The organism is Methylobacterium tardum (assembly GCF_023546765.1).
GTDB classification, from domain to species: domain Bacteria; phylum Pseudomonadota; class Alphaproteobacteria; order Rhizobiales; family Beijerinckiaceae; genus Methylobacterium; species Methylobacterium tardum.
Genome location: NZ_CP097484.1, coordinates 3,729,054 through 3,753,774 on the forward strand (window position 1 = coordinate 3,729,054; position 24,721 = coordinate 3,753,774).

Below are 24,721 nucleotides of genomic sequence, written 5' to 3' on the forward strand. Positions count from 1 at the left end.
ATCGCCTTTTTTCGTGTGTCAGCGGAATAAAGGCGCCCGTTTCGCATCCCTCCCGATGCGGTCATGCTCGACCGCGGGAGACTTCACCCATGCGCAATCTGCTGATCCGCACCGCCTTCGCGGCTATCGCCTTCTCCGCCGTGGCCGCCCAGGCCGCCGCGCCCGCCATGACGGCCGAGACCGCCAAGGGGCCGGCGCTCGTGGATGCCAAGAGCATGACCCTCTACACCTTTGACAAGGACATGGGCGGCAAGTCGATGTGCAACGGCCCCTGCGCCGCCAACTGGCCGGCCCTGACGGCTGCCTCCGGATCGGCGGCCTCCGGCGATTGGACGACGGTGACCCGGGACGACGGCACGATGCAGTGGGCCTACAAGGGCAAGCCGCTCTACACCTTCGCCAAGGACACCAAGCCGGGCGACACCACCGGTGACGGCTTCCTCAACGGTGCGTGGCACATCGCAAAGCCCTGATCGGTGAATGCCCGGATCGGCTCCCTCTGATTGGGACACGTCGTTGGACGAGATCGCCCCCCTGATCGAACCGCAGATCCCGGCCCTGCGGCGCTACGCGGTCGCGCTTCTTCGGGATCGCGAAGCGGCGGACGACCTCGTCCAGGACACCCTGGAGCGGGCATTGTCCGCCTGGTCCGGGCGTCGCCGCGACGGCGACCTGCGGGCGTGGTTGTTCACGATCGAGCGCAACCTGTTCCTCGCCGCCGTCCGACGCCGGGGCCGGCGCGGCGCCGATCTCGGCGCGGAAGTGTTGGAGCAGGTGCCCGATCCGAGCGCCGACCCGGGGGCAGCTTTGGGAGCCCGTGACGTACTCGCAGGGCTCGACACCCTGCCCGAGGAGCAGCGCTCGGTGTTGCTCCTCGTGGCGGTGGAGGACCTGTCCTATGCCGAAGCGGCACAGGTGCTCGGGGTGCCGCTCGGCACGGTGATGTCACGATTGAGCCGGGCGCGCACGCGGATGCGCGGATTTGTGGAGACGGGCCGGACAGGCCTGCTGAGGAGGGTTAAATGAGCGGGGATCCGCGCCCGGTCGGCGAGGACGATCTGCACGGCCTGATCGACGGCCGCCTTGAACCGGAGCGGCAGGCGCTGGTCGAGGCGTGGCTCGTGGGGAACCCCGCGCGTGCGGCTGAAGTCTCGACGGACCGAGTTCTGCGCGAGCGCCTGCGCGCCCGCCTCGCGCCGATCGCCGAGGAGGCGATCCCGGCGCGACTGCGGGTGGCCAACATCCGCTCGCGACACCTGTACCCTGGCGCACGCTGGTTCCCCATGGCGGCTGCGGCCGTGCTCTGCCTCGCGCTCGGCAGTGCCGGCGGCTGGGTTGGCCATGCCCTGCACGGTGTGCCCGCGGCGGCGGCGGTGGCGGAGGCACCGGCGACGCAGGACGCGGTCGCAGCCTTCCGCACCTTCGTGGTCGAGGCGGTGCATCCGGTGGAGGTGCGCGCCGACGAGAAGCCCCACCTCGTGACGTGGCTCTCGAAGCGTCTCGGTCACGCGGTCGCGGCCCCCGACCTCTCGGCGCAGGGCTTCCGGCTGATGGGCGGGCGCCTGTTGCCGGCCGGCACCGAGCCCGCGGCGATGTTGATGTACGACGACGACCGCGGCACCCGGCTGACGCTCTACAGCCGCGTCGGTGACGGCGACGGCCGCACGCTCTTCCGCTTCGCCCGCGAGGGCGACATCGCTGCCTTCTCCTGGGTCGATGGTGGCATGTCATACGTCGTCACCGGCCGCACCGACGAGGCCCGGCTGCTCTCCGTCGCGCAGGCGGTCGATGCGCACGTCCGCGACCTCGCGCCGGATCGTCGGCAGCCATGACCCTCGATCAGCTTCGCATCTTCGTGGCGGTGGCCGAGCGACAGCACGTGACGCGGGCCGCCGAGGCGCTGAACCTCGTCCAGTCGGCGGTCAGCACGGCGATCGCCAACATCGAGGGGCGGCACGCGACGAAGCTGTTTCACCGGGTTGGCCGCGGGATCGAGCTGACCGAAGCAGGGCGCGTGTTCCTCGCCGAGGCCCGCGCCGTGCTCGCCCGGGCCGAGGCCGCCGAACTTGTGCTCGCCGACCTCAGCGGCCTACGACGCGGGACGCTGGCGCTTTTTGCCAGCCAGACCATCGCCAGCGACTGGCTGCCTCGCCACCTCGTCGCCTTCCGCCGGGCCTACCCTGAGATCGCTATCCGGTTGGCGGTGGGCAACACCACCGACGCCGCCGACGCGGTGCGCGCGGGGCAGGCCGAACTCGGCTTCGCCGAGGGGGCGCTGGACGACCCGACGCTCGCAAGCACGACCATCGCCCAGGACAAACTCGTCCTCGTGGTCGCCCCAAACCATCCCTTCGCCGGGGCGGCTGCACTCGCACCCGAAGACCTCGCCGGGGCCGACTGGGTGCTGCGCGAAGCGGGATCGGGAACCCGCTCGGCCTTCGAGGCGACCCTGGGTGCGGCCGGCCTTGCCGCGGCCCAGCTCCGGGTCATGCTCGAACTGCCCTCGAACGAGGCAGTGCGCGCCGCCGTCGAGGCCGGGGGCGGGGCCGCCGTCCTGTCCGAGACCGTGGTCGCCGCAGCGCTTCGAACCGGGACCCTGGTGCGGGCGGCGTTCGACTTACCGAGCCGGCCGTTCCGGGTGCTGCGCCACAAGGAGCGCTACCGCAGCCGGGCCGCCGACGCGCTTCTCGACCTGATCGCGACGGCGAACATCAAATGAGCGAGCCCGCGAAACCAGTGCCCCCCGACGACCCGCGGGTGAGGCTCGCCGAGGACCGGACGGTGCTGGCAGCCGAGCGTACGTTCGTGGCGTGGCTTCGAACCGGGCTCGCCTTTCTGGGCGTCGGCTTGGCCGCGCAGCGCTTCCTGCGGGAGGTGCTGGCGGTCTGGCCGCTGAAGGTGCTGTCGCTCACGTTGATCGGCTGCGCGCTTGCCTCGTTCGCCGGCGCCGCATGGCGGGACCGGGCGATCCGGGCGCGTCTCGCCCATGCCGAGATCCCGATGATGCCGCGCATCCTCACCATCGGGATCGCGGCCTTGCTGATCGCGATCTCGGGCCTCGCGGCCACCGCCTTGCTCTGGGCGTGATGATCAGGCCACGGTGACCCGCACCCGGTGCCATGCGGCGCTAAGGTAGCCCTTGTAGTTCCAGGTGTCGTCGGGGGCGGCCGGCTGGGTCTGGCCGGCGGAGTCCCAGGCCCGCACCGCAAGTTCGTGCTCGCCGGCCGTCAGCTCGCGCTCGATCTCCCAGAATGTCCACGCGTAGGGCGCGTCGGCATCGCGGTCGATCCGGGCCTGCGCCCAGCTGCGGCCGCCATCCGTCGAGACGTCGACGCGGGCGACCGCGCGGTCGCTGGCGATGGCATAGCCGCGGATCGCGTGCCGGCCGGCCTTCAACGCCGCGCCGCGGGCGGGCTCGCAGATCGCGCTGTTGAGCGGCATCGCCTCGATGGTGATGCCGTGGGCGGGGTCCGCGGTCTCGGCCGTCACGTCGGGCGGAAACAGCTTGTAGTCGTCGGCCTGCATCGGGTTGTCGGAGGGCCGGTCCTGCACCGTGATCCGGGCGAGCCATTTCGGGCTGCGGATGCCGGCAAATCCCGGCACCACCACGCGCAACGGATGGCCGTGCTCGGGGGCGAGAGGCTCGCCGTTCATCGCGAAGGCAAGCAGCGTCTCGGGCGCCAGCGCCTTGGCGAGAGGGATCGAGGCGCCGAAGCGCGTGTCCGTGTCCGCGATCCGGTCGTGGCTCTCGAAGGCGACGTAGCGCTCTTCATCTGCATCGATGCCGGCCGCGCGCAGCACCTCGGCGAGCCGCACGCCGGTCCATTCCGCGTTGCCGATGGCACCGGGCGCCCACGGGTCACCGGAGACCGGCGCCACCGCCAGCATGTCGGCCCGTCTGTTGCCGGCGCATTGCATCACCGCCGTGACGGTGGCGTGCGCAAAGCGCGCCTTGAGTTCCGCGAGGGAGAGTTCGAGCGGCATGGTGACCATGCCATCTACCGTCAGGCGGTAGCTGTCGGCGTCGAGGTCCGGGATGTCGCCGTGGCTGCGGACGTAGAAGTCGGCCTGTTCGGTGAGGAACGCCGCCCGCAGGCGATCGAGCGGCGGCTCGGCGTTGTAGGGCGCCTTTCCGTGGACGATGAGGCGGTCCTTGCGCTGGAACAGGCGGAGCATGGGGTCTTTGTCCTGCGTACTTGACATGTCGACGACGAGAACGCGCCGGGGGCGATAAGGCCCCCGGCGCGCGTCGCCTCAGGGCTTCATTGTCGAGACCACCGCATTCTTCGCGCGATCGACCACGGCGACGCTGAGATCGCGGTTGAGGACGTAGGCGCGGGCGTTGTCGGCCGAGAACGCGATCGCCTGGCGCGGCTCGTTCAGGCCGGTCACCGTGGCGACAACCTTGAGGGTGCCGGTGTCGATCACTGAGAGTGAGTTGTCCTTGAGGTTGCCGGAATAGACGAAGCGACCGTCCGGTGTCAGTGCGGCTCCGTAGGGGTCCTTGCCCACCTCCACCTCGGAGGTGACTTTGCGGGCGGCGATATCGACCACGCCGATGGTATTGCGGCCGCTGTTGGCGGCAAACAGCGTCTTGCCGTCCTTGGTGATCGAGATGGCGCGCAGCTTGTCGAACCCAGCGATCTCGCCGGTGATCTTGTTGGTGGCGGTATCGACCAACGTGATTTTGTCGCCGAGGAAGTTCGTCACGAACACGGTCTTGCCGTCGGGCGACAGCTTCACGCCCTGGCGCGGCTGCGCGAAGCCGGGAATCACGGCATCTGCCAGCATAGTCTTGGTGTCGAACACGGTCAGCGTGCTCGCGGCCTCGTTGTTGACGTAGAGCTTGCCCCCGTCGGCCGAGAGCACGGTGCCGAAGACCCCGGGCCCGGCGGCGAGAACGCCGGCTTCCTTGCCGGTGGCGGTCTCGTAGACCGTGATCCGGCCGGTGCCGCTGTCGGAGACGTAGAAGCGGGCGCCGTCCGGCGCGAACACGATGTTGCGCGGCGTGACGAAGCCGTCGAGGCGGCGCAGCACCGTGCCCTTGGCGACGTCGTAGACGACGACGGCGCTCTCCTCGCTGTTCGATACAGCGGCGACGGTCCCGGCAGCGTTCAGCGCCAAGGCGTTGTTCTTGATCGCGCCGTCGAAACCAGCGGCGGACCCGGGCTGGCCCTGGGCGAGAAGCAAGGCAGCTCCGGCGAGGAAGGCGCGGAGACTGGTGCGGATATGGGTCATGAAGCGGGTCTCTTGGGCATGCGCGCTCGTTCGGCGGCCGGGGCCAGCCGTGCGGGCGGGTTCGAAATCGGATTGCGTCGTGCGGGACCGGTCCGGCCATGCATCGCCTTAAGGAGATGCCAGCGAGGGCGGTCTATTCCCCGAGGCCGGCGAAAAACGCGGCGGCCTCGGGATTCGGGAGTTCAGGGGGTCGGCTTCAACGCCGTGAGGTAGTCGACGATGGTCTGCACGTCGGCCTGATCGACCGGAGCCTTGTAGATGTGGACCATCTTGTTCACGGTCTCGGTCCACTGCGCCTTCGTGAGCTTGGGCTGGGTCAACACCATCCCGGCCGAATGGCAGGCGAGGCAGTTGTTGTTGACCGCCTCGGCCCCGGGCCCGTCGGGGAAGATCCGGTCGGAGGTCGGCATCTCGATCGATTGCGAGGTGAAGCGCATCGGCTCGGGAGCCGGGGCGGCGAGCGCCACCAGGGGAGACAGTATGAGCGCGACGCTGAGGGCTGCAGAGCGGATCGGGGTCATGGCTGTTCTCCTCAAGCGGCCTGGAAGGACACGGTTTCTATACCGTTCTGCATGAAGCCGGCCCCGTTCCAGACCCGGTCCGTGGGCTGCGCGACGCCGTTGGTGTTGGTGCAGCGGACCTTCACCGTGTGGGTGCCGGCGGCCAACGCCGGCAGGCTGCCCTCGAAGCGGCGGAAGCTGTAGGGGCCCTCGTCCGCGCCGAGCTGTGCTGGAAACCACGTCGCGCCGCCGTCGCCGGAGAAGTCGACCGCCTTCACCCCGCAATCGCCGCCGAAAGCGATGCCGCGCAACGCCACCGGCGCGCCGGCCGTCACCTTGGCGCCATCCTGCAGGTTGGTGACGAACGAGCGCGGTACCATCTTGTTGATCGGCACCGTCTTGAAGCCGGTCTGGCCGGGCTTGATGTTGGCGCCCGGCACGTCCGGGATGCGGTAGGCGGTCTTCATCCAGTACTGGTCGTCGGGCTTGTCCAGCACCTCGATCTCCGACAACATCTTGACCCAGTAGGTCGAGTACCAGCCCGGCACCACGAGGCGAAGCGGGAAGCCGTTGAGAAGCGGCAATTGCTCGCCGTTCATCGCGTAGGCGATCATCACCTCACCGTCGTAGGCGTGGTCGAGATCGAGCGACTTCTTGAAGTCCGGCGCGTCGTCCACGACCGGCTCATCGAGGCCGCTGAAGCGCACCTGCACGGCACCGGCCTTCACCCCGGCCTTTTCGAGCACGTCCTTGAGGCGCACCCCGGTCCAGCGGGCGTTTCCCATCGAGCCGTTGGCCCATTGCGCGCCGGGAACCCGCGGCTCGAACAGCCCGCGGGAGTTGCCCGAGCACTGGTTGACCGCGGCGATCTCGAAGCGCGGCAGGCCGGCGATGGCATCGAGGGAGAGCGAGAGCTCCTTCTCGACATGACCGTGGACCTTGAGACGGAAGGTGCCGGCATCAACCTCGGTTGGGATCGAGGCCCAGTGCCAGCGCACGTAGAAGCGGTCGTTGGGGGTGAACACGCCCTCATCGAACACCGCAAACGGCGTCTCCAGCAGCGGCGGATGGGTACGCTGGAGGATCATCTCGCCCTTGCCGGGAAAGGCCGTCGTGAGATCCCGCACATCCGGGCCGCCGGGTAGCGGCAGCTTCACCGAGCCCGCGGCCCAGGCCGGCATCGCGGCGGCAAGGCTGCCGAGCCCGAGCCCGCCCAACAGGAGGCGGCGGTTCGTCGGTCTTTCCAATCCGTGCATGGTCTCTCCCTTCAAAGTTCGTCGGCGTCGATGCGTTCGAGGGCACCGGACCCGTGGCGATTCCTTGCGACTAGGGAGATGCTACGGGATGCGTTTAATTCCCACCAACGGTCTTTCGCGATGCGAACGATCTCCCAATGCGATGATTTGAGAATTTTGGATCTCCGCGCCGGTGGTGCCAGATATCGTCTCGACGTCAGACCGCCGGTGCTTCGACAGGCGCGGTCCTGCGACACCCGAACAAGGCGTGACGCTCGGCGAAACCGCGAAGGGCGACAATGCCGAGCGGTTCGAGGGCATGCGCCAGGCCGTGGAGGAAGGTGTCGGTGGCGATCAGCGGCGTGTCGTAGGTCTTGCACAGGCGCTCGACGCGAGCGAGCACGTTGAGATCGCGGCCGATCGCCGTGAAGTCGACCCGGTCGCCGCCGCCGATATTGCCGTAGGCGACCTCCCCAACATGAAGTGCGACGCCGACCTCAAAGGCAGCCCTGTCACCGTCGCGCAGGGTCGCAAGCGCATCGAGTGCGGCCTCGGCGGCACGCAAGGCGGCACGGCGCGCCTCGGCCTCGTCGCGATCGGCATCGAACACGGCCAGCAGCCCGTCACCAATATACTTTAGCACCTCGCCGCCTTCCGCCTCGACGGCCGGCACGATGGCATCGAACATCCGGTTGAGGGCGGCCACGACATGGTCGGGGCTTTGCCGGTCGGACAGTTCACCGAACCCGCGCAGATCGGTCAGCATCATCGCGGCCCGCATGAGGCGTACGTCGCCGCGCCGCACTGTGCCGGCCAGGATTTGCCGCGCCGGGTCGCGCCCGACATAGGCGCTCAGGACCGCGCCAAGCATGTCGCCGAGCGCCTTGATTTCGAACAGCAGCGAGAACGGCTCGACCAGCGCTAGCAACGTCTCGATCTCGATCGGCGTGAAGCCGCCCGGTCTCGCCGTGGCCCAGGAGGCGGCACCCATGCGTCCACGCGCGGCATGCAGCGGCGCGATGAGGTAGTCGGTCAGACCCTCGTTGCGAAGCTCGCCAAGCACGGGAAACGGCAGCGGCCCATCCCCGTCGAGACGGCATTGGAGTGGGGTCCGCGTCTCGACCACGTGCTCGACGGTGTTGCCGTGGAAGGTCGGCGTGCCCTCGATGCCGTGGCGGCGACGCAGGGCTAGGCTCGACGTTCCTGGATGCCAGACGCGCATCACCCACCGGAACGACGGATGCAGGGTCGGCGCGTGGGTGGTGGCGCGGGCCAGCGGCAGGCCAAGCCCCGAGAGGCACGCACTGAACCCATCGAGAAGGGCTGCCGCGTCCACCGCTTCGCGACCCGGCCCCATCAACCATCCCGTCGCCTGCGCGACTGCCTCGGATGAAGATTGGGACGAACGTGTCACGGCAATTCTTCCATCAAGGGGTCGGATCGTGCCATAGCGTGGATCAGACGAGGCCGAGCACATGGATCAGGCCGAGGCTGACGGCGCCGAGGGCAAGGAGCGAGGCGACCACAGCGAGGGTCACCCGCGCCCCGGCCTTGGCGACGCTGCGCACGTCGACCCCGAGGCCGAGTGCCGCCATCGAGACTACGGTCAGCACGTTGGCGGTCTCCGACATCGGCGCGAGCGCGACTTGCGGGATCAGCCCGGCCGAGCGGAGTCCCGCGAGCGCCAGGAAGGCGAGGATGAACCACGGCACCAGGCGGTGGATCGCGAGGCCGCCGGGGGCCGGGCGGTCGCCGGTTGTGACGCCGGGGGCGGCCTCGTCGGTCTCCTCGCGCAGCCGGCTCGCGCCGAGGGAGAGCATCAGAACGACCGGCCCGAGCATCAGCACCCGGACGAGCTTCACCAGGGTTCCGACCTGGACGCTGAGCGCCGCGACCGGCGCGGTGGCGGCGAGGACCTGCGGCACGGCGTAGACGGTGAGGCCGGCGAGCACGCCGTACTGCATCGGCGACAGGCCGAGCAGCGGCACCAGCAGCGGCAGGCCGAGCACCACCAGCACGCCCAGCACCGCGGTGAAGGCGATGGAGGCGGCGACGTCCTCGCCGTCGGCGCCGATCACCGGGGCGGTGGCGGCGATCGCCGAGTTGCCGCAGATCGAGTTGCCGCAGGCGACGAGGATCGCCATGCGCGAATGCAGTCCGAGCGCCCGGCCGATGCCGTAGCTCGACAGGATCGCGACCACGACGACGCCCGCGATGCCGAAGAGCAGGCCCGGGCCGGCGGCGAGGATCGTCGCGAGGCTGAGCGACGCGCCTAGCATTACGACCGCGATCTCCAGCACGGTCTTGGCCCCGAAGGCGATGCCGGGAAAGAAACGCTGCGACGGGGTCCAGGCGGTGCGGATCGCGCTCCCGAGGAGGATCGCCAGCACCAGGGCTTCGAGCCAAGCGCGACCGAACAGGTGCGTCTCGACGGCTTCGAAGCCGACCGCTGCGGCGGTAACTGCCACGCAGAGGCCCAGTCCTGGAAGGATGGCTCTCGTGCCGGCCAGGGCACGCATCGATCGAGGGTGGGAGACAAGTCTGGGGGCGGACATGGGTGGCTCCGATGTGATGCCGGAGAATCCCACTTCCCTTTCATTCACTCCAACGGAATGATTAGATAATTCCAATCACTTAATTAGATCAAATGGGGATCCCTTCGAAGCGTGAGGCGACCCATTCTTGGGGGCCTACAGGCGGATTCAACCGTCGATCCAGCGGGCCTCGATCGTCGTGTCCGCAGCAAACTCATAGATCCTGACGGAGCCCGTCGCGAGTTCGAGTTGCTCGACCTCCGCCGGGCTGAGGTCGTCGAGCGCCATAACGAGCGCCCGCAGGCAATTACCGTGGGCGACGACGAGCACGTCCCCGCCCATGACCGCCGGTAGGATGGATCGGAGGTAGCATGGCACGATGCGGGCGACGGTATCGCGCAGGCTCTCACCGTTCGGCGGCGCCTCGGCGTAGGAGCGCCGCCAGGTCTCGATCCGCTCCGCCCCCCAGCGCGCATCGGCGGCGGTCTTGTCGAGCCCGCTGAGGTCGCCGTAGTCTCGCTCGTCGAGCGCGGCGAAGCGTTGAGGGATTAATCCGGGTTGCCCGAGCGTATCGAGGATAAGCCGGCCGCTCACGACGGCCCGCGTCAGCGTCGAGGTGAAGGCATCGGAAAAGCGCCAGCTGCGCTCGGCCAAACGCCGCCCGGCTGCCACGGCTTCTATCCGACCCTGCTCGGTCAAGGGCGAGTCCAGCAATCCCGTGAACAGACCGGATCGGTTGGCTACGCTCTGGCCATGCCGGACCAGCACGAGACGTCGCGTGATTGGGGCTTTGCGATCGTGAATCACTCTGTCTCCCAAGGCAACGCACTTTCGCGTCGGTCGCATCGCCTCTGATGAAAACGGCATCCGGCTTTAACGAACTTCGACCCTGAGATGGGTTGGACCGTCCATCCGGAGACGGCGATTCATCCTAGGTCCGCTTTAGAACGTCTTGCGACCGAAAGCAGCCAAGCTGCTTCCCACCCCGAGCGGTCATACGGCGAGCGCCCCGTCCGTGATCACCGGGTCGAGCACGGCTGCAAATCGTTCATGCCCGCGGATAGCTCCCTCATTCGGTTTGGTTCGGCGACGCCCTAGGTGAGTTTGAAAGGGAGGCCGACCACGTGGAGCAGGACAGCGGCGAGGATGACGGGCAGCCTGCCGCCCAGGTGCGAAAGCCCATCTCCAGACCTCTCGATCTCCTGAACTTCCTGCTGATCGACGTGAACGGGGCGATCAAGCCCTACCTCAACGTCTACCTCTACGTGCATCGCGGATGGGACGACGCCTCGGTCGGACTGGTCAGCACGGTGTCAGGCATCGTCGGCATCGTGGCTCAGACACCCATCGGGACGGCCATCGACGCAGTGCGGGACAAGCGAGTCATCCTGCTCGGCGCCCTGGTCGCGCTCTCGCTGGCCACGCTCCTCGTCGCGCTCTTCCCGCAGTTCTGGCCCGTGCTCGCGGCTTCCTGCGTGTTAGCCGCCGTCGGGGGCATGCTGAGCCCGGCCATCGCAACGCTGACCCTCGGCCTTTTCCCGGCCGACAGGCTCGCCCGGCGCTTCGGCCGCAACGCCGCACTGGAGCGGACCGGGAACGTCGCCATCGCCGTGCTAATCGGGCTCGTCGGTTGGCTGTTCCCGGACCGGGCGGTCTTCCTCTTGGTCCCGGCCTGCGCCATCGTCTCGGCCGCGGCGCTCTACTCGATCCCGCGAGGTGCCATCGACGCGCGTCGAGCCCGCGGTGGCGGCGAGGGTGAAGGCGAACAAGCCCCGGCCGGATGGCGAGCCCTGCTGACCTGCCGGCCGCTCATGATCTTCGCCGCCTGCGTGGGTCTTTTCCATCTTGCTAACGCGCCGCTGCTGACCCTTGTCGCTCAGGAGATCGGGCAAGCGCGCCCTGACTGGTCGTCCGTCATCGTGTCCGTCTGCATCGTCGGCGCGCAGGCGGTTATGGTGCCGATGGGGCTCATCGTCGGCCGCCGGGCCGAACATTGGGGCCGTAAGCCTCTTCTCGTGATCTGCTTCGCCGCGCTGCCCATGCGCGCCTTGCTTTATCTCGTCTGGCGCGACCCGTATTGGCTGATCGCGGTCCAGTGCCTCGACGGCGTCGGCGCCGGCCTGCTCAGTGCGGTGAAGCCCTTGGTGATGGCCGACATCACCCGCGGGACCGGCCGCTACAACGCCGCCCACGGCCTGATCGGGACCGTTCAGGGCGCGGGCGCTTCCCTATCGTTCGTGATCGCCGGAACCTTGGTCCAGCAGGCGGGGTTCGATGCCGCCTATCTCGCGTGCGCCGCCGTCGCGGCGGTCGCGCTCGGGGTGCTCGTGGTGATGCTGCCGGAGACCGCCCCCGGGAAAGCCTTGGAGCTGGCCGGCGACGTGACTGCGGGCGGTACGACCTGACACGGCGTGAGGAGGGGCGGTGAAACATCGGAACTTCGTCAGGGGCTGCCAGCGATTCACTGCGACGCTGGCGGTGGTCCTGTCCCTTGCCCTGCCTGCCGCCGCCGCCGGGACGCTGCGCAGCACCTACATCGACCCGGAGGCGATGGCGCTCCAGCGCGTCCTACCGCCCCCGCCCGAGGCCGGTTTGGAAGCAGCCAAGGTGGACTTGCAGACCGTGGAAGCCGCCGTCCGTGCCCGCACGCCCGAGGACGAGCGCCGCATCACCGCGAACCTGCCGTGCACCCTCGACCGCTTCACCGGTGTGCTCGGCCCGGCCTTCACGGCGGAGACGATGCCGGTCACCGCAGCGCTGATCGAGCATGTGTTCCAAGACGGCGAACTCGCCGTGCTGGCGGCCAAGGCCACCATCGCCCGGCCGCGCCCCTATAAGGTGAAGCCGGACCTCGCCACGTTCGGCCATCGCTCCGACAGCACGTCCTATCCGAGTGGGCACGCCACGTTCGGGTATCTCGCGGCCACGGTGTTGTCGCGCCTCGTGCCCGAGAAACGCCAGTCGCTGTTCGCGTTCGCGGCCTCCTACGGGGAGAACCGCATGATTGCCGGAACCCATTTCCCGTCAGACCTCGAAGCCGGGAAGATCGCCGCGGCCGTCATCGCGGAGGTGCTGTTCCGCGATCCTCGCTTCGAACGGGATCTCGACCGGGCGGCCGCGGAGATCGCGGCCCAGGGAGCGTCAGGTCGTTGAGGCGGACGCCGCTTCGGTGAGGATCACGAAGGCGGGAGCCGGGTTGCGACGCCCGCCCGCGTGTCCATCTCCGATTCCAAGCACCCCGGGCGTCCGCGCGCCCTTCGTCGCCGCATGCACTTACCCCGGAGACAGGCCGCTCGACGTCCGAGCCCCGAACGACAGGAGGCCGACCATGCACTACGTCACCAAGGAAAAGGCGGCCGACGGGCACTTCATGGTCAAGGTCGCCGGTCGGCCAGTCATCGAGACCTGCGAGAAGCGTCAGGCCAAGAAGCTCGTCCGCGCGATCAGGAGCCTGCGCCGCCTGAAGAAGGCCAGGAAGCAGGCTGGAGCCTGGCGCCTGTACTGAACGGGCCGGGGGGGGGGCTGGGTCGCTCAGACGAGCCTCATATCGCCCGGCTTGAGGCCTAGACTCCGTGTCAGGTCCCGTGAGAGGGCGCTGGGATATCGACGCGTCAGGACCGAGGTCAATCGACACGCTCAGGGCGCCCCCGCTCACGTGCGAACTCCGAATCGGCCGTGAAGGCGAGCTTGACGCTCCACGGCCCGATGCGTCCGGCCTTGGTCTGGGCGAGGAGCCGGGAAGGTCAGCGAATGGCTTGCATACAGGTCGGAGATAGCCCCAAGCACCGCGTTTGGGGGTAGCTTATTCGAACGGCGCGGCAGGCGATGGCACTGCTTCAACTCGGGTTGCAAGGGCGAAGGGGTAGCCTATTCCGTCAACCGGGGGACGTTAAACCCTATTTGGGGCATGTTAAACGCGCTCCTGACAGACGCCGCCCCTCGGCCACGATTACCCGTTCTACGCGATCATCGAGGTCGAGTGCGTCTCCGAGGAAGCCGACCGGTTCCTCGGGCTGCTCGAAGGCCTGATGGGCGAGGGCACGATCCTCGACGCGGCGGTCGCCTCCTCGGAGGAGCAGCGCCGGGGCATGTGGCGCATCCGCGACCGCGTGGAGCACCTCAACGCCGACGGGATCGAGCGCGCCTTCGACGTCAGCGTGCCCCTGGCGAAGATGGACGGCTACGTCCGCGAGGCGCTCGACCGGCTCGCCGCGATCCCGGGCTGCCGGGCCGTCGTCTACGGGCATATCGGTGACAACAACCTGCACTGGAACACGACCCGCCTCGACGCCGCCGGCAACGCCGCCATCGACGCGGCGATCTACGAGCCCCTGGCGGCGCTGAACGGCTCCGTCTCGGCGGAGCACGGGATCGGCCTCGAGAAGCGGGCCAAGCTGAAGCTGTCGCGCTCCCCCGAGGAAATCGCCGTCATGCGGCTCGTAAAGCGGGCGCTCGACCCGGATAACCGCCTGAACCCCGGCAAGATCTTCTGAGACCTCTGCGGTGGCGATCCGGCTGGCGGTGCGCCTCACGCCGCGCGGTGGCCGCGACGCCGCTGAGGGTTGGGCCCGCGACGAGAAGGGCCAACCCTATCTGAAGGCCCGGGTCACGGCCCCGCCGGTGGACGGGGCCGCGAACGCGGCGCTCGTGGCCCTGATCGCCAAGGCGCTGAAGGTCAGCCGCGGCTCGGTCCGCATCGTCACCGGCGACCAGAGCCGTCTGAAGATCCTGGAGATCGACGGCCTCGCCCAGGCGGATCTGGACCGGGTGTTCGGCCAGCCCTGATCAACTGCCGACGTCTTTGCGAGCGCAGCGAAGCAACCCAGCCGCGCCGCGCACACCATCGTCCCGCCGCCCTGGATCGCTTCGCTGCGCTCGCAAAGACGGAACGGTCACACCGACGCCCTTAGAACGCGACCTTGTCGCCGCCCTTCAGCGCCAGGATCTCGCGCGCCTCGTCAGGCGAGGCGACGGCAAGGCCCAGCCCCTCGATGATCGAGCGGACGCGGCGGACCTGCGCGGCGTTGGTCTCGGCGAGCTTGCCCGGCCCGTCCCAGAGGCTGTCCTCCAGACCGACCCGGACGTTGCCGCCCATCGCGGCCGCCATGGCGGCGATGTTCATCTGGTTGCGGCCCGCCCCTAGCACCGACCACCGATACTGGTCACCGAAGAGCCGGTCTGCGGTGCGCTTCATGTGCATCACGTCGTCCGGATGTGCGCCGATGCCACCCTGGAGGCCGAACACCGTCTGGATGAACAGCGGCGCCTGCACGAGACCGCGGTCGAAGAAGTATTTGAGATTGTAGAGATGCGCCGTGTCGTAGCACTCGAACTCGAACTTGGTGCCGTTCGGTCCGCAGGTCGTCAGGATGTGCTCGATCTGGCCGAAGGTGTTGCGGAAGATGATGTCCTTGTTGCCGAGGTAATCCCGCTCCCACTGGTGCTTCAGGTCCTTGAAGCGGTCGAGCATGCCGAACAGGCCGAAATTCATCGAGCCGAGATTCAGCGAGGCGACTTCCGGCTGGAAGGTCGCGGCCGGGCGCACGCGCTCCTCGATCGACATGGTCGGCGCGCCGCCGGTGGTGATGTTCACCACGCAGGAGGAACGCTGCTTGATCACCGGCAGGAACTTGGCGAAGGCCTCGGGCGTCTGGTCGGGCTGGCCGTTCTCCGGGTTTCGGGCGTGCAGGTGCACGATGGCCGCGCCCGCCTCGGCGGCGCCGATGGCGGCGTCGGCGATCTCCTCGGGCGTCACCGGGAGATGCGGCGACATGCTGGGCGTATGGATCGCGCCCGTCACCGCGCAGGTAATGATGACTTTCCGCTGTGAGGCCATGCTCAGTCCTTCTGTGAAGCCTTGTGGGCCCGCAGGGCCGCGAGCCGCGCATCGCGGCGGTTCATGCGGGCGGGCAGATCCGCGGGCGCCTGCCAGTTCGCCAGGATCGCCTCGGTGGCCGGCGCCTCGTAAACACTCGGCGGTGCCGGATCGGCGGCGAGGTTCTTGTAGAAGCCGGTGTAGCGCGCGCAATAATCGGCGATGCCGCCGGGCGCGTTCAGCTCGATGGTCTCGAACGGCCCCATGAAGCTCCAGCGCAGGCCCAGCCCGTCCGAGACTGTCTTGTCGAGATCCTGCGGGGTGACGTAGCCCTCCGAGGCCAGGCGGAACGCCTCCGCCAGGAGAGCACCCTGGAGGCGATTGAGGATGAAGCCCTCGATCTCCTTTAACACGGTGATCGGCACCTGGCCGATGGCTTCGTACGTGGTCCGGGCCCGGTCCAGCACCCTGGCGTCGGTCCACGGCGCACCGGAAATCTCAACCAGCGGGATCAGGTGCGGCGGGTTCACCGGATGGCCGATCAGGCAGCGCGACCGGCCGGGCAGACTCTCGGTGAACAGCGAGCAGCGGATCGCCGACGACGAGGAGGCGATGATCGCGTCCGGTGGCGCCAGAGCGTCGAGCTCGGCGAACAGGCTCTGCTTCACGTCGAGCCGCTCCGGGCCGTTCTCCTGCACGAACGCGACCCCGTCGAGGGCGTCGGCGAGGTTCCCGGCGGCGCGGATGCGGCGCGCGGCACCTTCCGGGTCGGGGCAGAGGCCGTTCGCCGCCAGGGTCCGCAGGCCCTCGGCGCAGAGCGGCACCGCGGCCTCGGCGACGCTCGCGGCGGCATCGAACAGGCGCACGTCCCACCCGGCGCGGGCGAAGATCATCGCCCAGGCCCGGCCGATCAGGCCGGCGCCGACGATCGCGACGGATTCGGTCATGGCTGGATCCTCCTGTGCTGACCGGACGATCCGACCCTCGTCCTCATCCTGAGGTGGGTCGGTCGAACGTGCCAAGTGCGATGGTAATATCCGGTCACAGCCACAGCACTTTCCGCCGCAACTCCTGATCCTCGCGCAGGAGGCGTGATTCACCGGTCCATTGCACGCTGCCGCGCTCCAGCGCGACCGTGCGGTCGGAGAGCGCGAGGGCGAGGTCGAGGTGATGGTCCACCAGGATGATCGCGATCTCGCGGCGCAGGCGGTCGAAGGCTTCAAACAGCTCCTCGGTCACGGCCGGCGACAGGCCCTCGAAGGGCTCGTCGAGGAGGAGGAGCCGCGTATCGCCCGAGAGCGCGCGGGCCACCGCCACCATCTGCTGCTCGCCCCCGGACAGGCGCGCGGCGTCCACGGTCCAGCGTTCCTTCAGCCGGGGGAAGAACTCCAGCACCCTGTCCTCGTCCCAATGGATGCCGGCGCCGGTGAGCCGCCGAAGCCGGCCAAGCCCGAGATTCTCCGCGACGCTCATCCCGGCGAACAGCGCCCGGCCCTGCGGCACGTAGCCGATGCCGAGCCGGGCGATCCGGTCGGGCGACAGGCCGGCGATGTCCGTGCCGCCGAGCACGATGCGGCCGGCGGCCGGCGGCGCGGTGCCGATCAGCGTCTTGAGCAGCGTCGACTTGCCGGCGCCGTTTCGGCCGAGCAGGGCCACGACCTCGCCCCGGCGCACCGCGAGGTTCACGCCGTTGAGGATGTGCGACTTGCCGTAGAAGGTATCGACGCCCTCCATGGCCAGCAGCGTCTCGGCCTCGGCCGCGCTGGCGCGCGGCTTCGCGGCGATCGCGGCCGTGCCCGAGCCGAGATAGACGGCCTGCACGCGCGCGTCGTCGCGGGCATCCGCCACCGAGCCGTCGACCAGCACGGCGCCGTCGGCCATGACGGTGACGCGGTCGGCAAGGCGGAACACGCGGTCGATGTCATGCTCGACCAGCAGCACCGGGATGTCGGCCGACAACGCCTTGATGAGGTCGCCGACCCGCTCGCGCTCGGCGGCCGCGAGGCCCGCGAGGGGCTCGCCGAGGAGCAGGACGCGGGGCCGCGTGGCCAGTGCCAGACCCATGTCGAGCAGGCGCTGACCGCCGTAGGACAGGCTGCCGGCTTCCGCCCGCTCGATGCCGGACAGGCCGGTCCAGCGCAGCAGCTCGGCCGTGTCGTCGGCGATCTGGCGGATCGCCAGTGCGTCGCGCCAGGGGCTGAAATGCGCCTTGTGCCGTGCCTGGACGGCGAGGCGGACATTCTCCTCCACCGACAGGCCGGGGAACAGGTTGGTGATCTGGAACGAGCGGCCGAGACCGGCCCGGGTGATCGCATGCGGCTCGAGCCCCGCGATCTCGTGGCCGTCGAGGCGGATGCTGCCCGCGCTCGGCCGGAACATGCCGGAGAGCAGGTTGAAGGCCGTGGTCTTGCCGGCCCCGTTCGGGCCGATCAGGGCGTGGAGCGTCCGGTCGGCCACCGCAAAGGACACGCCGCGCACCGCCGCGACGGGGCCGAAGTTCTTCTTGATGTCGTCGGCGACCAGCACCGGCCCGTCGGTGCGGCCCTCCGCGATGAACCTTGCCGGGACGCGGCCCGAGGCGCCGGCGCGGCGGGCCGACATGGCCGCTCCCTCGGTGGGCACGCGCCGGAACGGCTTCAGCAGCCGCGCCGCGATGCCGACGAGACCATCCGGCGAGAACACGATGAAGGCGACGAACAGCAGGCCGAAATACAGCAGCCAGTCGGCCGTGTAGATCGACAGGAACTCGCGGAAGAGGATGTAGAACAGCGCGCCGAGCGCCGGCCCGAGGAACGAGCGCATCCCGCCGATCACCACCATGGCGAGCAGCTCGCCCGAGAAGGCGATGGAGATCGGGTCGGCCGAGGTGAAGCGGTGGCTGTAGGCCGAGAGCGCCCCGGCGAGGCCGGTGATCGTCGCCGAGATCACGAAGGCCGCGAGCTTGTAACGGTTGGTGGCATAGCCGAGGAAGCCGGCGCGCTGCTCGTTCTCGCGGATCGCCACCAGGACGGAGCCCATCGGCGAGCGGCGGAAGCGCCAGAGCGCGACCAGCACCGCGAAGGCGATACCCGACACCGCCGCGTAATAGGCTCCGGGCTCCTGCAGCGCCGCCCAGCGGTGCAGGTTGCCGATGCCGTTCTCGCCGCCGGTGAGATCCGTCCAGCGGAACGCGATGGCGTAGAGCATCGCCGTGAAGGCGAGCGTCAGGAGCGAGAAGTACACCCCGCGCCGCCGCAGGATCAGGCCTCCGGCCACCAGGGCGGCCAGCCCGGTGATCGCCAGCGCACCCAGCAGCGGCAGCGCCATGTCGCCGGGGAACAGCCGCGTCTGGAGGATCGCTACCGCGTAGGCGCCGATTCCGAACCAGGCCCCATGGCCGAAGGAGGTGAGCCCGGTCCAGCCGACCAGGATATTGAGGCCCAGCACCGCGAGCGCGAAGATCACCACGTCGGTGGCGGTGATCAGGGTCAGGCCGATCGCGTCGAGGGCGAAGGGCAGGACGATCAGGGGGGCGAGCGCCGCCCAGAGCTGGCGGCTCTCGCGCAGGATCAGGCCGCGCTGCGGCAGGGCGAGCGGCAGCGGCTCGGCGGTTCCGGACATGGGACGCTCTCCGCTCACTCGAACCGGGCGATGTGCTCGCCGAACAAGCCGCGCGGGCGCAGCAGCAGGACCAGCACCATGAGACCGTAGACGGCAGCTTCGGTGGCCGGCGGGTAGGCGTAGGCGGTGAGGCCCCGGACCACGCCGACGATCAGGGCGGCGAGCACCACCCCCCAGAACGACCCGAGGCCGCCGATCACCACCACCACGAAGGCGAAGGTGAGGATCTCGGCGCCCATGGCTGGATGGACGCCGGTGACCGGGGCCATCATGGTCCCGGCCAGCGCCGCGAGCCCGACCGCGATCGTCACCACCGCGGTCATGTACGGACGGAGTGAGATGCCCAGCGCCGCGACCATGTCGGGGTTCTGCACGCCCGCCCGGACTACGCGCCCGAAGCTGGTCCGCGTGAGGAGAAGCCACAGACCGGCGACGCAGGCGAGCGCCACGACGAGGATCGAGAGCCGGTAGCGCGAGTAGATCAGGTCGCCGATGAAGACCTGCCCGCGCAGCCACAGCGGGATCCCGAACGGCACCGGCGCCGCCCCGAAGGCCATGCGCAGGGCCTGCTCGGCCACCATGGCGAGCCCGAAGGTGAGGAGCAGGCCGAGCGTCGGGTCGCCGCGGTAGAAGCGCCGCAGCAGGAAGCGCTCGATCAGCAGGCCGAGCACGCCGACGACCAACGGCGAGGCGACGAGGGCGCCGCCGAAGCCGATCGTCGGCGTCAGCAACACGGTCAGGTAGGCGCCGATGGCGTAGAAGGCGCCATGGGCGAGGTTCACGATCCCGCCGAGGCTGAAGATCAGCGACAGGCCGAGCGCGATCAGCAGGTATTGCACGCCGATCAGCAGGCCGTTGAGCACCTGCTCCAGGATGAAGACGAGCTGCATGGACGCCTCACGCCGGGAAGGTGCAGGCGTTCTCGTCGCGGGTCGTGGCGAGCACTTCCAGGCTCTCGCCCGGTCCCGGCAGCGGACCGGTCGAGGAGAAGATGTCGTAGGGGTTCTTGACCTGATCCGCCGGCAGGGCGGTGATCGCGAACATCTCCTGCATCAGCTCGTGATCCCAGGGGCGGAAATAACCCTCGCGAACCTTGGCGATGTCGAACTTGGCGCCCGATTCGAGGTGCTCCACGACCTTGATTGATTCGGTCGATTTCAGCTCGTTCATCGACTGGGCGACGATCTTCATCGCCGTGTAGTCGCCCCAGCCCTGGTTCTCCGGCGGCTTCTTGTATTTGGCCTTGAAGGCCGCCACGAATTTCTTGGCCGAGGGCGAGTCGATCTGGTGGTGCCAGATCACCGGCCACGTGCCGAGGAAGTTGCCGGGCCCGGCGCCCCAGGCAAGCGCCGTGTCGAAGCCGAAGCCGGCGACCGGGAACGGCAGGCCGAACTCGCTGAACTGCTTGAGGAAGTTGGTGATCTGCGCGCCCGCGAGGTTGCAGATTACGAGGTCCGGTTTGGCCTGACGGAGCTTCAGCAGGAAGGGCGAGAAGTCGGTCAGCTCGGTGGGGATCAGGTCCTCGCCGACGACGGTCGCGTCGTGGGCCGCAAAGTATTTCTTGGCCTGCTTCAGCAGATCGTGCCCGAAGGCGTAGTCGGCGGTGAGCGCGTAGACCTTCCGGCCCTTGATCAGCCCCCGGTCGAGGAGCGCGCGGCCGCAGGCGCGCACCATCATGGTGTTCTGCGATTCGACGTGGAACATGAAGCGCTTGCAGTCGGAGCCGCGCAGCGCGTCCGAGTTGGCGCCGGTGTTGATGAACAGGATCTTCTCGCGCTGGGCCACCTGGCTGATCGCCAGCGCCGAGGCGGAGTTGATCTCGCCGACGAGGCACGCCACGCGGTCACGCTGGACCATGCGCTCGGCCTTGGCCGAGGCGGTCTGCGGATTGACGCTGTCTTCCGAGAGCAGCTCGACCTTCCGGCCGGCGATGCCGCCCGCGGCGTTGATCTCCTCGACCGCCAGCTGGGCGGCCTGAACGGCGAACTCGCCGAGCGGCCCGAGGAAGCCGGTGCGCGGTGTCAGGTGACCGATGCGGATGACGTCGGATTGGCCCTGGGACAGCGCCGGGCTCGCCAGGGCCGGCGCGAGGAGAGCCGCGCCACCGGCTCTGAGAAGGCTGCGGCGAGAAAAGGAATCCCGAACCGGTCCGTCATCGTTCCGCTCCCGTACGTTTCCTCCAGCCGGGCTTTTTTGATGGGCTCTACCGGCCCTCACCCAAACTGTGATCACAGATCACTAGCGCGATAGTGCCGGTTCCGTCTAGTGTCGGCACATGAGTTCCATTTCGGCACTGGCCGAACTTCCACAGCTCGAGCGGCGGACCCTGTCCGACACGGTCTACGAGGCACTCTCGGACCTGCTCGCCTCCGGCCGGCTGGCGCCGGGAGACCGGCTGTCCCTGCGCCAGAGCGCGGCGGCACTCGGGGTTTCGGTGATGCCGGTGCGCGAGGCGGTGAGCCGTCTGGCGGCCGACGGCGTGCTGGAGGTGGCGCCGAACCGGGTCATCCGGGTGCCGGTCATGAGCGCCGCGGCCTTCCGGGCGCTGGCCGAGACCCGCATCGCCGTCGAGGGCATCGCCGTGGCGCGCGCCGCGGAGCGGCGCTCGGCCGGCGAGCTCGCGGCGATCCGGCAGGCCGAGGCGGCGTTCCGGATGGAGGCCGAGGCCGCGCATCCGGACCGAACCCGCGCTGTCCAGCTCAACCGCGTCCTGCACTTCGCGATCTACGGTGCCTGCGGCCTCGCACCGCTGCAAGAGATCATCGCCCGGCTCTGGCTGAAGGCCGGCCCGGTGATCAACCTCGATCTGCGTGCCCATCCGGAACGGCTGCTCCAGGGCTTCGCGCTCCGGCGGCACGCCGAGGCTCTGGCGGCCATCGAGATTCGCGACGGCGCCGCGGCCTCGGCCGCCATCGCGGCGGATATCCGCGAGGCCGCCGACTTCATCCTGTCACGCGGCGGATTGCGAGACCATCAGGGAGAGGAGTGACCATGGATCTGGGGATTGCCGGCCTGCGCGTCCTGGTGACGGCGGGCGCTGCCGGAATCGGGCGCGGGATCGCCGACGCCTTCCAGGAAGAGGGCGCACGCGTCTTCGCGTGCGACATCGACGCGGAGGCTCTGAACGGCCTGCCGGACGCGGTCGGCCGCACGCGGACCGACGTGGCCGATCGCGACGCGGTGGCCGCGATGATGGATCAGGCCGTCGACTTCCTCGGAGGCCTGGACGTGCTGGTCAACAATGCCGGCATCGCCGGGCCGACCGGACGGGTCGAGGAGATCGCTCCCGAGGAGTGGGACCGGTGCCTGACGGTCTGCCTGACGAGCCAGTTCAACTGCGCGCGCCTCGCGGTGCCGCATCTCCGGCAGAGCGCGAACGCCTCGATCGTCAACCTGTCCTCGGCCGCGGGGAAATTTGGCTTCGCCCTGCGGAGCCCGTACGCGGCGGCCAAGTGGGGGGTCATCGGCTTCACCAAATCGCTCGCGATCGAGCTCGGCAGCGCCGGAATCCGGGTGAACGCGATCCTGCCCGGGCTCGTCGCCGGCGACCGCCAGCGGCGGGTGCTCGAATCGAAGGCGCAGCAGCAGGGCACGAGCTTCGACGAGATGGAAGCGCGCGCTTTCTCGTTCGTGTCCGTCAAGGAATACGTCACCGCGCGGCAGCTCGCCGACCAGATTCTGCTGCTCTGCTCACCTCGCGGCCGGACCATCTCGGGTCAGGCGATCTCGATCGACGGTGACACGCGGATGCTGTCCTGAAATCAACCCAGCCGAGACGGTGCTGCGAAGTTCGTCGCGGCAGAGTAGATATCCTCGAAACTGAGACGGCGAAGGCTGCGGCGCGTTCGGGTGACCGGAGCCTCTCTGCCGGCGACACCCGCCGATGCGAGGGACTGACCATGAGCGACAAACGCCGGATCACGCCCGCCGAACTGCGCTCGAAGGCGTGGTTCGACAATCCGCACAACCCGGGGATGACGGCGCTCTACCTTGAGCGCTACCTGAACTACGGGCTGACGCCGGAAGAGCTCCGCTCCGGCAAGCCGCTGATCGGCATCGCCCAGACCGGCTCGGACCTGTCTCCGTGCAACCGCCACCACATCGAACTCGCCAAGCGAGTGCGGGAGGGCATCACGGCGGCGGGCGGCGTCGCCTTCGAGTTCCCCTGCCACCCGATCCAGGAGACCGGGAAGCGGCCGACCGCATCCCTCGACCGCAACCTCGCCTACCTATCGCTGGTCGAGGTGCTGTACGGCTATCCCCTCGACGGCGTCGTACTGCTCACCGGTTGCGACAAGACCATGCCGGCCTGCCTGATGGCCGCCGCCACCGTGAATATCCCGGCGATCTCGCTCAATGTCGGGCCGATGCTCAACGGCTACTTCCACAAGGAGCTGACCGGCTCGGGCACCATCGTCTGGAAGGCCCGCGAGCGCCACGCCGCCGGCGATATCGACTTCCAGCAGTTCATGGACATCGTCGGCTCGTCGGCGCCCTCCACCGGCCATTGCAACACGATGGGCACGGCCTCGACCATGAATGCGCTGGCCGAGGCGCTCGGTCTCGCCCTGCCGGGCTCCGCGGCGATCCCGGCGCCGTACCGGGAGCGCGGCCAGGCGGCCTACGCCACCGGTCAGAGGATCGCCGAGATGGTCTGGGAGGACCTGAAGCCCTCCGACATCCTGACCCGGGAGGCGTTCGAGAACGCCATCGTGGCCAATGCCGCGATCGGCGGCTCGACCAACGCGCCGATCCACATCAACGCCATCGCCAAGCACATCGGCGTTCCCTTGACCTGCGACGACTGGGAGCGGGTCGGCTTCGAGATCCCGCTGCTCGCCGACATGCAGCCGGCCGGCCGCTGGCTCGGCGAGGAATACTTCCGTGCGGGTGGCCTGCCCGCCGTGTTCGCCGAGCTGATCGAAGCCGGGAAGGTCCACGAGGGCGTCCTGACCTGCAACGGCCGCACCGTCGGCGAGAACTACCGCGGCCGGCACAGCTGGAACCGCGACGTGATCCGCGCCTACGGCGAGCCGCTGATGGAACGCGCCGGCTTCCTCAACCTCAAGGGCAGCCTGTTCGACTCGGCGATCATGAAGACCTGCGTGATCTCCGAGGAATTCGCCGCCCGCTATCTGCGCAATCCCGCCGACCCGATGGCCTTCGAGGGCCGGGTGGTCGTGTTCGACGGGCCTGAGGACTACCACACCCGCATCGACGATCCCGCCCTCGACATCGACGAGAACACCATCCTGATCATGCGGGGCGCCGGCCCGATCGGCTATCCGGGTGCCGCCGAGGTGGTGAACATGCAGCCGCCCGGCTCGCTGATCCGGCGCGGCGTCACCTCCCTGCCCTGCATCGGCGACGGGCGCCAATCCGGCACCTCCGGCACGCCCGCCATCCTCAACGCCTCGCCGGAGGCCGCAGCCGGCGGTGGATTGGCGTTGCTGCAGAGCGGTGACCGCATCCGCGTCGATCTCAACCGGCGCAGCGCCGACATCCTGCTCCCGCCCGAGGAGCTGGAGCGGCGGCGGGCGGACCTCGGCGAGTCGCCGCGGTTTCCCCTACCCGGCCACCCAGACGCCCTGGCAGGAGATCTACCGCGATCAGGTGGATCAGCTCGACCAGGGCATGGTGCTCAAGGGCGCGGTGAAATTCCAGAAGGTCGCACAGGCCTCCGGCGTGCCGCGGGACAACCACTGATCCGGCCCCGTCCCGCGCCGGAAGCGCGCAGCGCGCGCGAGGCGATTTCCGAACCTGTGAATTTTGAATACAATCCCCCTTCGGTGGTCCCGG

At 69.0% G+C, this 24,721-nt stretch carries 24 protein-coding genes and 1 pseudogene; 13 read left to right on the forward strand and 12 right to left on the reverse strand.

All coding sequences use genetic code 11. The features are described 5' to 3' along the window. Positions 1 to 89 precede the first annotated feature (89 nt). Genes M6G65_RS17765 through M6G65_RS17785 form a run of 5 tightly spaced genes read left to right on the forward strand, consistent with a single transcriptional unit; the run spans position 90 to position 3,087 of the window. Positions 90 to 473 carry a COG4315 family predicted lipoprotein gene (locus M6G65_RS17765; RefSeq protein WP_007557741.1) on the forward strand — a complete coding sequence of 128 codons (384 nt, stop codon included), beginning with the start codon at positions 90 to 92 and terminating at the stop codon, positions 471 to 473. 43 nt (positions 474 to 516) lie between these two features. Next, positions 517 to 1,026, forward strand: coding sequence for an RNA polymerase sigma factor (locus tag M6G65_RS17770; RefSeq protein ID WP_043074853.1), 510 nt, complete (start codon positions 517 to 519; stop codon positions 1,024 to 1,026). After that, a complete protein-coding gene (locus tag M6G65_RS17775; RefSeq protein ID WP_043074852.1) occupies positions 1,023 to 1,832 on the forward strand; it encodes an anti-sigma factor family protein in 810 nt (269 codons plus the stop codon). Before M6G65_RS17770 ends, M6G65_RS17775 begins: the two co-directional genes overlap by 4 nt. Next, entirely contained in the window at positions 1,829 to 2,719 is an 891-nt protein-coding gene (locus M6G65_RS17780) for a LysR family transcriptional regulator (RefSeq protein WP_250102650.1), read from the forward strand. Before M6G65_RS17775 ends, M6G65_RS17780 begins: the two co-directional genes overlap by 4 nt. Then, positions 2,716 to 3,087 (forward strand): YidH family protein, encoded by a 372-nt coding sequence (locus M6G65_RS17785; protein ID WP_007557749.1) that lies wholly within the window; start codon positions 2,716 to 2,718, stop codon positions 3,085 to 3,087. Before M6G65_RS17780 ends, M6G65_RS17785 begins: the two co-directional genes overlap by 4 nt. 3 nt (positions 3,088 to 3,090) lie before the next feature. On the opposite strand, the gene M6G65_RS17790 is transcribed toward M6G65_RS17785, so the two are convergent. The 7 genes from M6G65_RS17790 to M6G65_RS17820 all read right to left on the reverse strand — a co-directional run bounded on the left by M6G65_RS17790 (position 3,091) and on the right by M6G65_RS17820 (position 10,290). Further along, on the reverse strand, positions 3,091 to 4,176 hold the full coding sequence (locus M6G65_RS17790; protein WP_007557751.1) for a sulfite oxidase: 1,086 nt from the start codon (positions 4,174 to 4,176) through the stop codon (positions 3,091 to 3,093). A gap of 78 nt (positions 4,177 to 4,254) precedes the next feature. Beyond that, complete coding sequence (locus M6G65_RS17795) at positions 4,255 to 5,238, reverse strand: beta-propeller fold lactonase family protein (protein ID WP_007557753.1); 984 nt, start codon at positions 5,236 to 5,238, stop codon at positions 4,255 to 4,257. 182 nt (positions 5,239 to 5,420) lie between these two features. Continuing rightward, entirely contained in the window at positions 5,421 to 5,759 is a 339-nt protein-coding gene (locus M6G65_RS17800) for a c-type cytochrome (protein ID WP_007557755.1), read from the reverse strand. Positions 5,760 to 5,770: 11 nt separating this feature from the next. Then, positions 5,771 to 6,994, reverse strand: coding sequence for a molybdopterin-dependent oxidoreductase (locus M6G65_RS17805; protein WP_043074850.1), 1,224 nt, complete (start codon positions 6,992 to 6,994; stop codon positions 5,771 to 5,773). Between the two features lie 196 nt (positions 6,995 to 7,190). Continuing rightward, positions 7,191 to 8,330, reverse strand: a complete 1,140-nt coding sequence (locus M6G65_RS17810; RefSeq protein WP_250102651.1) for an adenylate/guanylate cyclase domain-containing protein — start codon at positions 8,328 to 8,330, stop codon at positions 7,191 to 7,193. Positions 8,331 to 8,430: 100 nt separating this feature from the next. Next, positions 8,431 to 9,492: a YeiH family protein gene (locus M6G65_RS17815; RefSeq protein ID WP_047170696.1), complete on the reverse strand. Its 1,062-nt coding sequence runs from the start codon at positions 9,490 to 9,492 to the stop codon at positions 8,431 to 8,433. A 183-nt stretch (positions 9,493 to 9,675) separates the two neighbouring features. Then, on the reverse strand, positions 9,676 to 10,290 hold the full coding sequence (locus M6G65_RS17820; RefSeq protein ID WP_193375331.1) for a 2,3-bisphosphoglycerate-dependent phosphoglycerate mutase: 615 nt from the start codon (positions 10,288 to 10,290) through the stop codon (positions 9,676 to 9,678). Between the two features lie 341 nt (positions 10,291 to 10,631). On the opposite strand from M6G65_RS17820, the gene M6G65_RS17825 reads away from it, so the two are divergent. The 5 genes from M6G65_RS17825 (at position 10,632) to M6G65_RS17845 (ending at position 14,292) form a co-directional block, all read left to right on the forward strand. After that, entirely contained in the window at positions 10,632 to 11,912 is a 1,281-nt protein-coding gene (locus M6G65_RS17825) for an MFS transporter (protein ID WP_052516962.1), read from the forward strand. Between the two features lie 19 nt (positions 11,913 to 11,931). Beyond that, on the forward strand, positions 11,932 to 12,660 hold the full coding sequence (locus M6G65_RS17830; protein WP_043074849.1) for a phosphatase PAP2 family protein: 729 nt from the start codon (positions 11,932 to 11,934) through the stop codon (positions 12,658 to 12,660). 175 nt (positions 12,661 to 12,835) lie between these two features. Further along, complete coding sequence (locus M6G65_RS17835; protein WP_164706348.1) at positions 12,836 to 13,012, forward strand: hypothetical protein; 177 nt, start codon at positions 12,836 to 12,838, stop codon at positions 13,010 to 13,012. Positions 13,013 to 13,475: 463 nt separating this feature from the next. Further along, positions 13,476 to 14,000 carry an FAD-linked oxidase C-terminal domain-containing protein gene (locus M6G65_RS17840; protein WP_238195140.1) on the forward strand — a complete coding sequence of 175 codons (525 nt, stop codon included), beginning with the start codon at positions 13,476 to 13,478 and terminating at the stop codon, positions 13,998 to 14,000. A gap of 10 nt (positions 14,001 to 14,010) precedes the next feature. After that, entirely contained in the window at positions 14,011 to 14,292 is a 282-nt protein-coding gene (locus M6G65_RS17845) for a DUF167 domain-containing protein (RefSeq protein ID WP_238195017.1), read from the forward strand. A gap of 121 nt (positions 14,293 to 14,413) precedes the next feature. Here M6G65_RS17845 and kce read toward each other — a convergent pair whose 3' ends face one another. From kce to M6G65_RS17870, 5 genes are all read right to left on the reverse strand, one after another. After that, positions 14,414 to 15,343 (reverse strand): 3,5-dioxohexanoate:acetyl-CoA acetone transferase, encoded by a 930-nt coding sequence (kce, locus tag M6G65_RS17850; RefSeq protein ID WP_238195018.1) that lies wholly within the window; start codon positions 15,341 to 15,343, stop codon positions 14,414 to 14,416. 2 nt (positions 15,344 to 15,345) lie between these two features. Continuing rightward, on the reverse strand, positions 15,346 to 16,269 hold the full coding sequence (locus tag M6G65_RS17855; protein ID WP_238195019.1) for a 3-hydroxyacyl-CoA dehydrogenase: 924 nt from the start codon (positions 16,267 to 16,269) through the stop codon (positions 15,346 to 15,348). A gap of 94 nt (positions 16,270 to 16,363) precedes the next feature. Continuing rightward, positions 16,364 to 18,922, reverse strand: coding sequence for a branched-chain amino acid ABC transporter ATP-binding protein/permease (locus tag M6G65_RS17860; protein WP_250102652.1), 2,559 nt, complete (start codon positions 18,920 to 18,922; stop codon positions 16,364 to 16,366). 14 nt (positions 18,923 to 18,936) lie between these two features. Then, positions 18,937 to 19,812: a branched-chain amino acid ABC transporter permease gene (locus M6G65_RS17865; protein WP_238195021.1), complete on the reverse strand. Its 876-nt coding sequence runs from the start codon at positions 19,810 to 19,812 to the stop codon at positions 18,937 to 18,939. A gap of 7 nt (positions 19,813 to 19,819) precedes the next feature. After that, positions 19,820 to 21,139 carry an ABC transporter substrate-binding protein gene (locus M6G65_RS17870; protein ID WP_250102653.1) on the reverse strand — a complete coding sequence of 440 codons (1,320 nt, stop codon included), beginning with the start codon at positions 21,137 to 21,139 and terminating at the stop codon, positions 19,820 to 19,822. Between the two features lie 58 nt (positions 21,140 to 21,197). Between M6G65_RS17870 and M6G65_RS17875 the strand changes: the two genes are divergently transcribed. The 3 genes and pseudogenes from M6G65_RS17875 (at position 21,198) to M6G65_RS17885 (ending at position 24,628) form a co-directional block, all read left to right on the forward strand. After that, a complete protein-coding gene (locus M6G65_RS17875) occupies positions 21,198 to 21,911 on the forward strand; it encodes a GntR family transcriptional regulator (protein ID WP_238195023.1) in 714 nt (237 codons plus the stop codon). 2 nt (positions 21,912 to 21,913) lie between these two features. Next, a complete protein-coding gene (locus M6G65_RS17880; protein ID WP_250102654.1) occupies positions 21,914 to 22,681 on the forward strand; it encodes an SDR family oxidoreductase in 768 nt (255 codons plus the stop codon). Positions 22,682 to 22,821: 140 nt separating this feature from the next. Beyond that, positions 22,822 to 24,628, forward strand: a pseudogene (locus M6G65_RS17885) (IlvD/Edd family dehydratase). The last annotated feature ends 93 nt before the right edge of the window (positions 24,629 to 24,721 follow it).